Below are 15702 nucleotides of genomic sequence, written 5' to 3'. Positions count from 1 at the left end.
CCTTTGCTCGACAACGGCGTCTGAAAACCCCAACTGCCCCGATTTACGGTTCATTTCGCCTCCAGCTATATATTGTATTACTATTGGTAATATAATATAGCATCATAAAAGCAATTATGCAAAGCTTTCCTTGTAAAGGAGGGGAAATGGGGAATGGCGATGGCGCTTTTGTTGGCCATAGCCCTCACAGCCTGCGGCAACCTAAGAAGGAGAAGGGGTCAGGTCTTTACTTTTGACTTTATGTTGTTCTCCGGGGTGTTTGAGCGCGAAGCGCGTCACCCCTCCGTCGCATACGGCGGCATGAAAGTCCGGGGTGACCGCCCTTGCGGGCTACAACACCCCGGACAGCGTTCGTTTCGCGTGTTTTCCCTTTTGGGCAACAGTCCGGCCTGACCACGGTTGCTCGCTTTAGGAATCCGTGGTCAGCGACCACGGGGAAGCATTAAGAGGCGATCACGGGGAAGCGCTATGGGGAAGCGCTATATAGATACGACCACAGGGAAGCAGAAAATCATTTTCGACAATGGGTATTTTCCTTTGGGAGCGCGGGGTAGTGTAGTCATGGTTCGACAATCCTTCGACAGGCTCAGGATGACATTGCTCACCATGACAAGTTATGTCACGCCGAGCTTGCCGAGGGGCGTTTTACCGCTCACCGGGGTGTTGTAGCCCGAAGGGCGGTCACCCCGGTGTCCTCTATCGTGATACGAGGAGTCCGGGGTGACGCGCTTGCGCGCTCAAACACCCCGGACAGCAGCCAAACACGGGGAAGCGTTGAACAAGGGCCGTGTCATCACGGAAGCCGTCATCGGCTATCCGGGATCAGGATCGCGGCGCGCTTGGCCGGGGTGACACCATTGGAGTGAAATCAAAGCCTGATATTTGATTGACAAAAACGGTTGCAGGCCCTAATATGCTCATCATGTGAGCAATCACATCCCTTGTTTCCTGACGGCTTGCGGAGTTTGCGGGCCGCGCGGGGCGGGGGTTGACAGGCAGGGCGCCGGAGGCGTGCCTTTAATCGCTTTTAGCGGAGTTTTTTCCCACACGCGGTCTTCCAAATCCAGATCATTCTTTACCGCCTTTAAATTCACGCATTATGAAAAAAGATAAACAGTCGCCACACTCGTTTTACAAAACAATGGCGAATGAGGCCGTTGCGCTCCAGATCCTCGGGATTATCGAGGAGGGGAAGGACGTTTCGGAGAAAAAGATCACGGTCCGCACCGGGCTTGCGGCGGGGCTGGTCCATTCCTTCATGCGCAGGGTGATAAACAAGGGCTATGTGAAGGCAAAGCAGGTGAGCCCGCGGCGATGGCTGTATTACCTGACCCCGGAGGGTTTTCTGGAAAAGGGGCGGCTGACGCTGCGCTATTTTTCGGCGACACTGGAAAATTATAAGACCGCCCAGGGGATGATCCGGGCGAACCTGGCCGAATGCCTGGAATCGAACATGACACGCATCGTGGTGGCCGGCTATAACGACCTGGCTGAGATAGCGGTGATGAACCTTCTGGCCATGGACAACCTTACTCTCGTGGCCGTGGTGGCGGACGAGTGGGAGGGGATGAGCGTGGCCGGGGCGCCCGCCCAGCCGTTTGAGGCGGCCGACAGCCTTGAATACGACAGGATCATCGTGTGCGACGTGAAATTCCTGGAGTGGTGGAGGAAGATGAAAAAGGGCTCCGATTCGGCGCGGCTAATATATTTTAACAGCCCGTTGTCGGCGATGTGATATGGAAATAAACAACCGCCCCGCGGATGCGTTGCCAACCCTCATCATAGAGGCGGACAGGGCCAGCGCCCAATACTGGCTGGACGTCTGGCGTTTCAGGGAGCTTCTATTCTTCCTGGCCTGGCGCGACCTTCTGGTGCGTTACAAGCAGACGGCCGTGGGGGTGGCCTGGGGGGTGATTAGGCCCATGCTCACGATGGCCACGCTCACGGTGGTATTTTCGTGGATCGCCAAGCTTCCGGCGGAAGGGGCGGCTCCATATCCTGTGATGGTGCTCGCGGCGATGCTGCCGTGGCAGTTTTTCGCCAACTCCATCTCGGACGCAAGTCTTAGCATCGTGGGCAACGCAAGCCTTGTGACAAAGGTCTATTTCCCAAGGTTCATAATCCCCTTAAGCTCAATTATGGTGAGCGTCGCCGATTTTCTAATCGCCCTTATGATACTGTCCCTCGTGATGGCATGGTATGGCCACTCCCCCGACGGGCGGATCGTGGCGCTCCCGCTTTTCGCCGTCCTGGGCTTCACCCTCTCGGCGGGGGTGGGCATATGGTTTTCGTCCCTTAGCGTCAAATACCGCGATTTCCGCTATGTGATACCGTTCATGCTCCAGATAGGGCTTTATATAACCCCGGTCGGCTTTTCCAGCGGCGTGATCCCGGAAAAATGGCGCATGTTGTACTCCCTCAATCCGATGGTGGGGGTGATTGACGGGTTCCGCTGGGCGCTGCTTGGCGGGACGGGCGAAATATACTGGCCGGCTCTTTTTGTCTCCATGGCCTTCGCGGCCACCCTTGCCGTGAGTGGCGCGCTATATTTTCGCAGGGTTGAACGTTCCTTTGCTGACACGATTTAAAGGCAGCCATGAGTGACGCGATAATAGCCGAGAATCTTTCCAAAAAATATGTGCTTGCCCACAAGGCCAAGGACACATACACCACATTGCGCGATGAGATCGCCCGCAAGTTCGCCAGCGTCGGGAAAAAACTCATCCGTCCGCATGGAGACGGATCCGCCGGCGGGGACTATCCGGCGAAGGAGGAATTCTGGGCTTTAAAGGACGTGGAGTTCAACATCGGGCAGGGTGAAAGGGTGGGCCTTATCGGCAGGAACGGCGCGGGCAAGTCCACGCTGCTCAAGATACTCACCAGGATCACGGAGCCGACCACCGGGAGGATAACCCTAAAAGGGCGGGTGGCGAGCCTTCTGGAAGTGGGCACTGGGTTCCATCCGGAACTGACCGGGCGGGAGAACATTTTCCTCAACGGGGCGATCCTCGGCATGCGCAAGGGGGAGATATCCAAAAAGTTCGACGAAATTGTGGCGTTCGCCGGGGTGGAGCGCTTTCTGGACACGCCGGTGAAACGATATTCATCCGGCATGTACGTGCGGCTGGCCTTCGCGGTGGCGGCGCACCTGGAGCCGGAGATACTGCTGGTGGACGAAGTGCTGGCGGTGGGGGACGCGGAGTTCCAGAAAAAATGCATCGGCAAGATGGAGGGGATCAGCAAGGAGGGGCGCACTCTCGTGTTCGTAAGCCACAACCTCTCCACGGTCTCCACCCTTTGCGGCAAGGGGATACTCCTGGACGCCGGGGAGGTGAAATACTTCGGGGAGATAGACGACGCCATCACCCATTACCGCACGAAAATTTTGAGCGCGGGTGTTTCCACCCTCAAAAAGGTGAAGCCGGAAGGGCCGCTGGAGATAAAATCGGTGACGATACTCGATGGCGGCGGGTCCCCGGCTTCGGTTGTGCGCAGCGGGGAGCCGATGAAAGTCGTGTTCGAATACGAGCTTGCAGAGGGGCGCGATGGAGTGGTGGACTTTCATTTCATAATGGAAAACGAGGACCAGGTGAAAGTATTCTGCTGCACCACGCAGCATGCAGGTGAAAAATTCCAGGTAAAACCGGGCAGGGGGAGGGTGACGCTGACAATACCGCGCCTTCCGCTCATAGGGGGAGCGTATCAGTATCACTTTTCCGGATTCGTGGACGGGGTCCGGTCGCACCTGTTCCTCAACTTCGGGGAGCTTGTGGTGGCGGCGGGGCATTTTTACAGCACCGGGCTGACGCCTCAGAAAAAGCTTGGTGTCTGCCTGGTGGACCACCGGTGGGAAATAACGGACACGTCCGGCGGCGGCGCGCGTTGACGGCGCATGGACACGGGACGGCGGCGGGAATAGAATGGTAGCGCAATCCGGAGGGCCAATGAACGTGATAGCCAAATACGGCAAGTCGTTTCTGGGAGACACCGTCAATTACCTCCTTGGCAGGTCCAGCCATCCGAACGGATACCTGCCTTTCCAGCCGGAGCCTGTGCGCGAGCTTATGAACAGGGTGGCCGGAATGTTCAACAGGGGCGAGATGGAAAAACGGGTGAACGCGGCGCGGGAAAACGCCTCCAGGGCCGGTTTTGAAATCCCGCGCGACGACGGATTCAAGGTGTTTCCGCCGGGAGGATTGGCTGGAGCCGATGAGTTGATCGGCTCGATAACAAAACGGATGGAAACGGAGGACATCGCCGCCCACATGGCCAATTCCAAGAATCCGTATTCCAAAGATTACCTGCTCATGTACTTTGTGGACCGCAAGACACTCGAACTTGATTCGCCGTTCCTGAAGCTTGCGTTGCGCGACGACATACTGGCGGCGGTCTCCAATTATTTCGGGTTCGTGCCGATAGTCAATTACGTGGACATATGGTATTCCCGCCCGAACGAAAGCACGCAGTTCAAGGGGAGCCAGCTTTACCATTGCGACTGGGAAGACCTGACCAAGATGCGCATTTTCCTTTTCTGCAACGACGTGGACGGGCAAAGCGGGCCGCTGACCGCCATCTCGGCGAAGAAGTCGAAGGAGATCCGCGACGCCATAGATTACCGATGGGGAACAAGGGTGGGCGACGACGCGATAAACGCCCACATAAAGGAAGGAGAGGCGATCCCGCTCGCCGGGCCGAAGGGGACGGTGGGTTTCGCAGACGCGTCGCGATGCTTTCATTACGGCTCGCGCGTGCAGACCAAAATAAGGATCATGGGGATGATCCATTACATAACGCCCTTTGCTTTCGATCTGAAAAGGCCTTTTGCGCGCTTGGCGCACAGCGGCCTGCCGGAAATGCAAAGGCTTGCGCTGGGGGCGCGGTAAGACCGCGGGGATTCTGAAGATGAAGCTCTCCAGCGCTCCTGTGAAGGCCGCCGCTGTTATAGTCTCCCTGCTGCTGCCGCTTTTGATAGGGGAGGTGGTCCTGCGGATCAAGAATTCGTCCATGCAGAATTACGATATAGAGATGTGGCGGTACAGCATCGGTTTAAAACGCCCCAGCGATAACCCGGTGTTAGGGCACGAGCATGCGCCAAACAGCCAGGCGGTCCTACAGAACGTGAACATCCGGCTTAATGAATGGGGGATGAGGGGCGGCCCCGTGCCGGGCGAGACGGGCAAAAGGAGGATAGTTTTCATCGGCGGATCGGTGACCCTTGGATGGGGGGTGGAGGAGGACAAGACCGTTGAGGAGCGGATACGGCAGATGTTCGCCAAAGACGGTGACGATGTGGAAGTGTTCAACTCCGGCGTGGCCAACTATAACACCGCCAGGTATGTGGAGCTTTTCATCACCAGGCTTAATAAATTAAAGCCGACCGACGTGGTGGCGCTGTGTTTCGTGCGTGACGCGGAGATACTGGAGGCCGGCTCGGCCAACTTCCTGATGCGAAACAGCCAGCTGGCGGTGACAATCTGGAGCGTAATCAAACAGAACACCGGCCCCGCCGGATTCGATTCGCTGGAGGCGTATTACAGGAGCGTGTTCAATCCGGAGCGCGAGGGATTCAAGTCGATGAAAACCGCCTTCAAGCGGCTGGCGGGCTACGCGAAGGAAAATCACGTAAGGCTTTACCTCGGCCTGATACCGGAGACCCACGACCTGGTAAATTACAGGTTCCAGTTCACCGACGAAGAGTTCGAGAAGATCGCAAAAGAGAACGGATACACGTTCGTGAATTTCTATCAGGCGTTCAAGGGGCTGACCCCCGGGCAGATATGGGCCACAAAGGTGGACGCACATCCCAACGAGCTTGGACACAAGCTGATGGCGGAGGCGCTATACCCGGTATTGAAGGCCCCGGCGGGCGGGAACGCAAATGCAGGAGCCGAAGGGGTGGCGAAATGAAAAACGCGGCGGCGGGGCTTGATATTTCCGGATCCTGGCCCGAGCAGGCCGTAAAGGCTGTGATGGAGGCTGCCGCTGCGCCTTCGATAGGGTCGGTCCGGCGGGCTTTAAAGAGCGTAAACGAACTTCCGGCGGAGCTTGCTGGGCCGGGGTTCAAGCTTGGAATCGTGCGGACGTACACGGTGGAGACACAGCTTGATTACATAAAGCTTGCTCTTTCCACATGCCCATGCAGGCCGGTGATAGCCTTGGGGGAGCTTGACAACATAGAGCAGTCGCTTCTGGATCCGGCGTCGCCGATGCTGCAAAACTCACCGGACGCGGTTATTGTCCTGTGGAGGCTTGAAGAGCTCCACCCGAATCTTGCGCTGGAAGGGCACAGCTGGAGCCCCCAGGCGCGGCTTGCGGCCGCAAAGCAGATCATCGCCAGGATCGGGAACATATGCGCCCAATACCCGAAGATTTCCTCCGCCCCTCTCTTTATGTCCACGTTCCCATATCCGGCGCGCCACATAAACCCTGTGAGGGACCCGCATGTCCATCACGGCCTGTCCAGCGTGATCATGAAGATAAACCTGGAGTTGCTGGAGATGGCCTCGCAAAACATCCATCTGCACGTTCTGGACATCGCAAACCTTCCGGCGCGTCATATCGGCTCGATGTATGACGACAAGATGGACCTGTTCGCCCGGCAGCCCGTGGCCGACGGGCTCGCGGCGTTTTCTTTCGCCAAACATATAAAGCGCGTTTTGCGCCCGCTTCTGTATCCGCCGGCCAAATGCCTGGCGTTGGACCTGGACAACACCCTCTGGAAAGGGGTGCTTGGCGAGGATGGGGTGGAAGGGCTTGTCATCGGCCACGATTTCCCGGGGAACGTTTACAGGCGGATACAGCACTTCGCCTGGTCGCTAAAGCAACAGGGGATTCTTCTGGCCCTTGTCACCAAGAACAACCACGCCGATGTGGAGGAGGCTTTCAAGCGGCTGGACGGGATGCTTCTTTCGCTGGACGATTTCGCGGCGGTGAGGGCGAACTGGGCCCCCAAATGTGAGAATATCCGCGAAATAGCAAAGGAACTTGACATCGGGCTGGACTCGTTCGTTTTTCTTGACGACCAGGAGTTCGAACGGCAGGAAATGAAGTATATGGCGCCCGAGGTGATGGTGCTGGAGGTGAGCGAGGACCCGCTGTCCATCTGGCGCGTTCTGTCCGAATGCGGCTATTTTGACACCTACAGGGGAAGCGAAGAGGACGCCAAAAGGCACGAGGACTACGCCAACCAGCGGTTGCGGGGCCAGTTGCTGGAAAAATGCGGCGGCGTGGAAGATTTCCTGCGCGAGATGAAAATGGAGGCGGTCATAGCCCCCGTGGACGATTCGACCCTGAACAGGGCCGCCCAGATGCTGTCCAAGACGAACCAGTTCAACGTCACCACAAAAAGGCACAAGGCGCCAGACCTGGCGGCGATGCTCTCGTCAAAGCGCAATATCCTGCTCACCATTTCGCTTAAGGACCGTTATGGCGACCAGGGGATCATCGGTCTTGCGATAGCCCGGGAGGTGGACGCGGAGCAGGCGGTGGTGGACAGTTTCCTTTTAAGCTGCAGAGCATTGGGAAGAGGGGCCGAGAACGCGCTTTGGAGCGGCCTTGTTGAAAACATCGCGGCGAAGGGCTATAAAAAACTTGCGGCGGAATACGCGCCGACGGAGAAAAACGCCCAGGTCTCCGGCCTTTTTGAAAAGTTTGGAATGACTTTGACGGGGGAGGCGGATGGGCGCAAGTTTTACTCGCTAGGCCTTCCCGCGCAGGTACAATACCCGGATTGGATAAGAATAGGAGAAGCCGTAAATGCCTGACGACAACCTTAAGAAGCTTTATTCAGTGTTCGCCGACCTGTACGGCGCGGACGCAAACTCTTTGACCGAGGACTCCTCGCAGGAGACCATAGACGGATGGGACTCCATCGGCATGGTGCACCTTATAAACGAGCTTGAGGGGCAGTTCGGCGTGTCGTTCGAGATCCTCGAAATAGCGGACTTCAAGGACATCCGCGCCGTAAAGAACGCTTTGGCGGCGAAAGGAGTCGCTTTCTAAGATGAGCTCCTTTTTCAAATCACTCGCCCCGCAATTGTCCGCATATCCGGTGTCCAGGGCGATCCTCGAGGAACTGGACGCGCAAATGCCGCTTCTGCTCAAGGCCACCGTCGAGGCGTCATGCTCCCCATTTGCCGGGCGGCTTGCCACACTGGAGCTTATCGGCCAAAGGCTGAACGGGATATATGGCGATCCGGCCAACTGGCTCAGGCAATCGGTCAGAAGTTACGTCGTGCTCAGCGTGGAGTTCCTGGAGTTGCAGAGGCGGCTGGAGAAATGCGGCCACTACCTGTATTCCACCGAGAAGGAGGCCATGGAGCATGTGTACCACAACAAGGATGTGTACGGCTCCGATTACCTTAACGGCCTTTTGCTAAGCCAGCCGCTGTGGCCCAACCATTATTTGATGAACAAGGTTTTTTTCACGGAAAAGTTCCTCCCCGGGATAAAGAAGAATCCGGAGTCGCTGGAAGTGGGCGTTGGCACGGGATTCCAGCTTTACCAGTTGCTCACGGCCCATGAGGATGTCCGTTATACCGGGCTGGACATCAGCGATTTCGCCATAGACAGGGCCGGCAAGTTCGCCTTCGGCCATAAGGGGCGGCCCAATGCGCGGTTCATCAACCGCAACGTCTCCGATGGAATCCCGTTCGAGGACAACAAATTCGACTCGGTGATGATGGGCGAAGTGCTCGAACATGTGGAGAATCCGCTGGTGGTGCTAAAGGAACTTGCCCGGGTGGCCGCGCCGGACGCTCCGATATTCGTCACCACGGCCATATTCGCCGCCAGTTCGGACCATATTTACCTTTTCGAGAATGCCCAAGAGGTCCGGGAGCTGATTTCCAACGCGAAACTTAGCATCGAACTGGAAGATGTGCTGCCGGTGTATCCGTCCGACAGCCCGGAATCGTCCAAAAGGCCGCTCAACTACTGCGCGGTGCTGAAAAAACAGGCCTGACCAACTATCTCACTTTATCCTTCCATACCAGCTTGAAAATATCGTTCATGCCCATCCGGCTCCGCAGGGGCCGGGCTTTTACGGGAAATAGCTGATGCTGTTCCACAGCTATGTGTTCCTGCTGGCGTTCCTGCCGGTGACGGTGATTGTTTATTACCTGCTTGGCCGCCGTCACAAGGAATTGTCTCTGGCATGGCTTGCGGCCGCCTCTCTGTTTTTCTATTCGTGGTGGAACCCCAGATACCTGCCGTTGCTGGTTGCCTCGATCTTCTTTAACTACCTTGCCGGGGTCAATATCTCCCGCAACAGGGAGGGGAACAAGGGGGCGGCCAAAAGATTCCTTTACTACGGCATCGCGGGGAACCTTTCCCTGCTGTGCTATTACAAATACATGAACTTCTTCGTCCAGAACGTGAACGAAGTGTTCGGCTCCAGCTTCATTGCAAACAACCTTATCCTGCCGCTGGGGATATCGTTCTACACTTTCACGCAGATAGCGATGCTGGTGGACTTTTACAAGGGGACCGCGAAGGAGTATAACTTCATCCATTGCGTCCTGTTCGTCTCGTATTTCCCGCATCTGATCGCCGGCCCCATCATCCACCACAAAGATGTCATGCCCCAGTTCGCCCGGGCCGAGCTGATGCCCGACAGCAGGGAATTCCTGCAGGGGGTGGTGATATTCTTCCTGGGCCTGCTCAAGAAGACCGTGTTCGCGGACAGCCTTGCGCCATATCCAACGAGCGTGTTCGCCGCAGCGGGACACGGCGGAGCGATAGGCTTTGTGGACGCATGGGCCGGGTCTGTCGCCTATTCCATGCAGCTTTACTTCGATTTTTCCGGATATTCCGACATGGCCATCGGGCTTTCCCTTCTGTTCGGGATAAAGCTGCCGGTGAACTTCAATTCTCCGTATAAGGCGGACAGCATCATCGACTTCTGGCGAAGGTGGCACATCACGTTGTCGAAGTTTTTCCAGGAGTATGTGTTCTACCCCCTGATTTTTTCGAAATTCTGCCGCAAGTATCTTCAAGTCCCGGCGCTTGCGGGGGGAAAAAAGCTGGACCTGAACCTTGAGATAAATTTCATTGTAGTGATGATCCTCATCGGTTTCTGGCACACCGCCAACTGGCAGTGCATACTTTATGGAGTGTTGCAGGGGATTTATCTGGCCACCAACAACCTGTTCCACACCTTCTTCGGCAAGAACAGGTTCAATACACCGCTTGGCAGGACTTTCACCACAATTCTCACTTTCACGGCGGTGGTGATATCACTGGCTGTGTTCCGGTCGGAAAGCATGACGGGAGTGCGCATGATGGTGTCCGGCATGGCGGACATACAGGGTGTTTTCCAGCCTGGCGGCCAGTTGACCCTGATGACCGGGGCGCTGCTTGCCGTATCCTGCGTCATCGCATGGTTCTTCCCGAACGTGCAGGAGATCGTGGGCAAAATTTCGGAGCGTTTCAAGGAGACACGTTTTTCGTTCGCGGCCATCATTTACGGAATAATCATATTTTACGTGGCCGTCCTCACGGCTCTCATCATCACCCAGCCGCCAAACGAACAGGCGCGGCCGTTCCTTTACTTCGACTTTTAGGCCACGGCGGACAAATTGGATTGACTCCCCCAACGGGCGCGTGATAGAAAATCCACCCATAACAGGGCTTGCATGCGATCAGGAAAGAACAGGAAATGAGAGAGTTTTTCAGGCAGTACAAGTACTACATAATGATCCCGTTCATCCTGTCGCTTATCGGGATTGTGGCCCTGATCCTTCTATCCGGCGGCTCCAAAGGAGTCGGACCTTTTGTCTATTTCTTCTAACGGACAATATCCGCCGGCTCCGTGGCGGCCATTGCATTGGCAGGCCGCGCTGCCGATGAGCAATCGTACACAATAAAAAGAGAGACAGCGCCATCGGGAAAAAAAACGTCCTGAAAGTGGGGGCCGCCATACTGCTCGGCCCTGCCCTGGCCCTCCTGGCGCTGGTATTGCTGGAGACCGCCTCGTATCTATATTTGAAATACAGGGTCGGCATGGACCTCTCCCATTTTGCCCACAATTTCATCAGGCCATCCTCCGAAGGGATAGACGACAAGCCGTTGATGAGCGTGAACAGGTATTTCAGCTCCACTCGCATAATGGCCCTGCAGCCAAACAGCTCCGCCGGGGGGTTGAAGATAAACAAGGACGGATTTTTTTCCAACAGGAACGACGGCGCGGACAGTTATGAGAATCCAAAGCCCTATGGCGTGTTCCGCATCATCCTGCTGGGCGGCTCGGCCGCGGCCGGGCAGGGGGCGTCGTCCAACGAGGCCACTCTGGCGGCGGTACTTGAAAGAGCGCTTGCCGGAAAAGTTCCTGGAGCAAAAAATATCGAAGTGATAAACGCCGCCATAGGCGGGCTGTCCAGCCCGCTGGTGACCATGGCCGTCATGAACGAGCTGATACCGTCATTCAGGCCGGACATGATCCTGCTTCTCGACGGCGTGACCGACGCCATAACCTGCTCCGCGCATTCCGGCAATTATTACCGCGAGCAGCTCAACCATGTCCTTGGAGTGGGCGATTTTGACGGGTACATCCAGAAAATGCAGCGCGGGGACATAAGCTTCATGGAGTTCATGGAGATGAAGCTTGGGATCACCCCCGGAAACCTTGACGGCTATTATTTCATCACCGCCTTGAAGGCCCGGCAGGCATTCAAGGAATCGGCGAAGGCCGGCCCAGGGCCGGAGCCAGAGGCCACGGCGGAATGCGACATCAGCGATTATCTCTATTATTCCGCCGCGACGAGATCGCTGTTGAGGGACAATAAAGTGCGGTTCTTGCACGTGCTTCAACCGACATTGATATTCAAGAAATCCCTGTCGCCCCGCGAGGCCACAGCGCTTGCCGAAAAAGAGTGGAAGGAAATCAAGATAACCAAAGAGTCGTTCAAAGCAAAGCTGTATATATTCTTTGACGGCGCGTCGGCAGCTTTTGACAAAATCGGCAAGGAGGAGGATTCGCCCCTTGTGAAAATGGCGGATTTGTCAAGGCTGTTTGAGGACGAAAGCGGGGAAATATTCGTGGACTACGGCCATTACAACGACATCGGCAACAGGCGCATCGGTGAAAGCCTGGCTTCGCTGGCGCTGGAGATGACAAACAGAAAATAGATGAACAAGACTTTTACCGCCTCTTTGGTGATATTGATAAGCGCCGGGCTTTGCCTGGGATTGATGGAAGTGGTGTGCCGCGTCATGTACACCATCAAGATGGACTACCAGGTGGAGATGAGCAAGTACGCCGCCACGGTGAAAAGGGCATCCGAAAACTTCAACGTCGGGCACGAGCACAGGCCTAACCAGAAGGAAACCTTGATGGGGGTGGAGTTCCGGACAAACGCCCACGGATTCCGTGGCGGTGACTATCCTCTCGAAAAATCGGCCGGGGCCTACCGCGTGATGCTGCTCGGGGATTCGCTGACAGTGGGCTGGGGAGCCAAGGAGGAGGACCTTTTCGCCACACGGCTTGAAACGTCGCTCAAGGAATACTTCAAGAAGAACGGCATTCCACAGACGCCGCAGGTGATCAACACCGGCGTCGGCAACTATAATACCGACCAGCAGGTCTCGTTCTTCGAATGGCGCGGCCGGGCCTTCAAGCCGGACATGGTGATACTCAATTACTTCATCAACGACGCGGAGCCCACCCCCCGGCAAAAATCGCCTTTCATAATCAAATACTCGTATCTGGCCATGCTCCTTTGGGGGAGGGTGGACACTTTCAGGCGGATGTATATTTCCGGCGAGAGATATGACAATTATTACGCCAACCTGTACCGTGACGACGCGGATGGATGGCGCGGGATGAAGGAGGCCATTGGCCGCCTTGCGAATTTGTCCAAGGAGGAGGGCGGATTCAGGCTGGTGGTGGCGCTTTTGCCGGAACTGCACGCAGTCGGCCCGAAATATGGATTCGCCGATATATATGGAAAAGTGGAGAAGGCCTCGCGCGGCGTCGGCGTGAAAGAAGTCGTGGACCTTTCGCCGAGGTTCGCCGGGGAGAAGCCGGAGTCGCTTTGGGTAAGCCCCGATGACGCCCATCCCAACGGCAAGGCGCACCGGATAATCGCGGACGGCCTGTTTGAATACATAACGGAACACGGCCTCTTGCCCGCCGGGGACGCCGGCAAACAGGTTGCAGCCGGGAAGAAGTAGCCTGCCGAGTTTAAAATCCGCGAATTGAACATGAATAAGGATATTTTTCAAGAAATTAAAACGGTTCCAAGACGAATCGTGATCTCGGCGCTGTTCTTCCTCTCCGGGCTCACTTCCCTGATCTATGAAGTCGTCTGGCAGAAGCGGATTATGACCGCCCTTGGGTCGGATGTCTATGCCACGAGCATGACGTTGAGCGCGTTCATGCTCGGGCTTGCCCTTGGCAGCTTTCTGGCCGGGAAAGTGGCGGACCGTGTTTCTGGCCGGGTGCTTATCTACGGATTTCTGGAACTGCTGATCGGCGTTTACGCGGTAAGTTTCCCTTCGATACTTGCATTCGCCGGACATCCTCTCCATGATCTTTATGTGAATTACTTCGGGGCCGCCTCATCTGTTTACTGGACATTCAAGTTCGCGATAATTTTCATCGTATTGATGATTCCAAGCGCAATGATGGGAGCCACTTTGCCGATAGTGGTCGCCGAATTCGCGGTCTCGGAAGGGCATGCCGGCGAAGAGGTCTCGCGATTTTATTCCATCAACACAATTGGGGCGTTCTTTGGCGTCCTTGTTTCAGGCTTCATTTCAATATACATGTTCGGCCTTTCAACGACCACATGGACGGCCGCCACGCTGAATTTTATTATCGCCGGTGTCGCCATCGTTACGCACTTTGCGCGGCAAAAAGAGGACTCAATAATTTCAAAGGCCGGGCCTTCAGCCAATATTCCATTGATGGTGTACGGGAGGTCAACGGCCAGGGCCGCGATTGTTTCGGCGTTTTTTATCGGATTTTGCATACTGGCGCTTGAAGTTGTATGGGCCAGGATGCTGATACAGTACATGGCCGCGACGGTATATTCTTTCTCCACGATGCTCCTGTTCGTGTTGCTGGGAATATTTCTTGGGGCGCGCAAGTCCAGATCGTTCATAGAGTCCGGCAAAGAGCTGCCGGAAAAGTATGTCCTGTACATAATGCTCGCCGGCCTTTACGTTTCTGTGTCCGCGTTATTGTTCTACGTATTCCCAAACCTGTACACCAATCTGGTATTTGCGATGCTGGCTGTGTTCAAGGGCAATCCGGACAGCTGGCTGTTCGTCAGCACGGTGGGAAAGGGGCTGGCGTCGGCGTTTTTCGTGCTGATACCATGCGTGATGTCCGGAATGCTTTTCCCGATGGCCGTGCGGATGTGCACGGACAGCGTGGAACACGCCGGAGGGAAGTTGAGCTCGGTCTATGTGGCCAACACCGCGGGGTCCATCATCGGGCCGTTGGCGGCCTCGTTCATATTGATCCCCGCTTTTGGCGCCAAGGGAGCGATGATCGCTTTGGCCTTGATGCTGGTGGCGGTGGGCGCCGGGGCCGTTCATTACATGGGCAAACGTGTCGAAAAATCCCACCTGGCGCTGGCGGGGGCTGTGATCGTCCTGTCGTTGACGGCGATGCTTATGCCGAAAAAAATCGTGGCCAATTACGCTCGCCCGTCCAAGGACACCAGGCTGATATACAGCCGCGAGGGTGTTTACCAGAACATAAACATCCTGAAGAACCAAAGCGGCCAGACCGTTTTTATGATAGACGGCAACGTCGAAGCGGACAATTCGTACTTGCAACTGAGGCATTTCGTCCTCAAGTCGCATTTCCCTTTGCTCCTCAACCCCAAACCGGACAACGCGCTGGTCATCGGCCTGGGGCTTGGGCTCACAACAAGTTATCTGGAGTCGTTCCCCCTGGTAAAATGGATCGATGTGATAGAGCTGTCACCCGAGGTGGTGGGCGCACATGCTTATATAAAGGATGTGAACGGCGGGGTGCTGACCAAACCAAAAGTTCATGTGATCGTTGACGACGGCAGGAATTATCTGGCCAACACCGGCAAGAAATACGGAATTATCACGATAGACCCGATCCATCCGATGATCTCCGGCGTGGGGACCTTGTACACGCGGGAGTTTTATGAACTGGTCAAGGACCGTCTTGCGGACAACGGAGCTTTCATCCAGTGGATGCCTTCGTATCACATGTCGCCGGAGTCGATGAAGACGGCCATAAACACATTCGCGGGCGTGTTCAAAGAGACCGCCGTCATATATGTGAAAGGGCATTTCCTGCTTGTGGGCAAGAAAGAGGGGTGGAAGATAGACTACGCCCTCATCAAGAAGAACTTCAACCTCGGCGAAAAGGACCTTGCGTCCATTGACGTCCATTCTCCCGTGGAATTGCTGTCACTGGTGGCGATGACCCCCGATAAGGTCCGTGAGTATATCGGCGCCTTTGATAAAATCAACACAGACGATAACCTGTGGCTTGAATACCATGTTCCGTATGACTATCTGCACGACATCAGGTCATCGGTAAGTTCTGTATTCCCTTTCTGGGGACTTTCTTTCGGGCACATCTCCAATGCCAGCCCCGATGACATTGCGGAAATACAAACCGAGTGGGAGAAGCGCCGCGCCCAAGTGACGCCAGAAATGGCCAAACCAATAAAGTGAAACGGCCCCGGGAATTCCCGGGCGCAAGGCTTATCA

Annotated in this window: 12 protein-coding genes; all 12 read left to right on the top strand. The window is 55.8% G+C overall.

The window, feature by feature from the left end; all coding sequences use genetic code 11:
• Window positions 1–1099 precede the first annotated feature (1099 nt).
• The 12 genes from HZB29_01300 (at window position 1100) to HZB29_01245 (ending at window position 15666) form a co-directional block, all read left to right on the top strand.
• Window positions 1100–1735, top strand: a complete 636-nt coding sequence (locus HZB29_01300; protein MBI5814227.1) for a hypothetical protein — start codon at window positions 1100–1102, stop codon at window positions 1733–1735.
• 1 nt (window position 1736) lies between these two features.
• Window positions 1737–2588 (top strand): ABC transporter permease, encoded by an 852-nt coding sequence (locus tag HZB29_01295; protein MBI5814226.1) that lies wholly within the window; start codon window positions 1737–1739, stop codon window positions 2586–2588.
• 8 nt (window positions 2589–2596) lie between these two features.
• Window positions 2597–3886, top strand: coding sequence for an ABC transporter ATP-binding protein (locus tag HZB29_01290; GenBank protein ID MBI5814225.1), 1290 nt, complete (start codon window positions 2597–2599; stop codon window positions 3884–3886).
• A 58-nt stretch (window positions 3887–3944) separates the two neighbouring features.
• Window positions 3945–4883: a hypothetical protein gene (locus tag HZB29_01285; protein MBI5814224.1), complete on the top strand. Its 939-nt coding sequence runs from the start codon at window positions 3945–3947 to the stop codon at window positions 4881–4883.
• 19 nt (window positions 4884–4902) lie between these two features.
• Window positions 4903–5907: a hypothetical protein gene (locus HZB29_01280; GenBank protein ID MBI5814223.1), complete on the top strand. Its 1005-nt coding sequence runs from the start codon at window positions 4903–4905 to the stop codon at window positions 5905–5907.
• On the top strand, window positions 5904–7763 hold the full coding sequence (locus tag HZB29_01275) for an HAD-IIIC family phosphatase (GenBank protein ID MBI5814222.1): 1860 nt from the start codon (window positions 5904–5906) through the stop codon (window positions 7761–7763). The genes HZB29_01280 and HZB29_01275 overlap by 4 nt, the downstream gene beginning before the upstream one ends.
• Window positions 7756–8001 (top strand): acyl carrier protein, encoded by a 246-nt coding sequence (locus tag HZB29_01270; protein MBI5814221.1) that lies wholly within the window; start codon window positions 7756–7758, stop codon window positions 7999–8001. Before HZB29_01275 ends, HZB29_01270 begins: the two co-directional genes overlap by 8 nt.
• A gap of 1 nt (window position 8002) precedes the next feature.
• Window positions 8003–8962: a class I SAM-dependent methyltransferase gene (locus HZB29_01265; GenBank protein MBI5814220.1), complete on the top strand. Its 960-nt coding sequence runs from the start codon at window positions 8003–8005 to the stop codon at window positions 8960–8962.
• A gap of 94 nt (window positions 8963–9056) precedes the next feature.
• A complete protein-coding gene (locus tag HZB29_01260; GenBank protein ID MBI5814219.1) occupies window positions 9057–10562 on the top strand; it encodes an MBOAT family protein in 1506 nt (501 codons plus the stop codon).
• A gap of 343 nt (window positions 10563–10905) precedes the next feature.
• Entirely contained in the window at window positions 10906–12126 is a 1221-nt protein-coding gene (locus HZB29_01255) for a hypothetical protein (GenBank protein ID MBI5814218.1), read from the top strand.
• Entirely contained in the window at window positions 12127–13170 is a 1044-nt protein-coding gene (locus HZB29_01250; GenBank protein MBI5814217.1) for an SGNH/GDSL hydrolase family protein, read from the top strand.
• 78 nt (window positions 13171–13248) lie between these two features.
• A complete protein-coding gene (locus tag HZB29_01245; protein MBI5814216.1) occupies window positions 13249–15666 on the top strand; it encodes a hypothetical protein in 2418 nt (805 codons plus the stop codon).
• The last annotated feature ends 36 nt before the right edge of the window (window positions 15667–15702 follow it).

It is taken from the genome of Nitrospinota bacterium, assembly GCA_016235255.1.
Classification (GTDB): Bacteria; Nitrospinota_A; UBA7883; order UBA7883; family JACRLM01; genus JACRLM01.
This window is presented reverse-complemented; position numbering and strand designations above follow the sequence as displayed.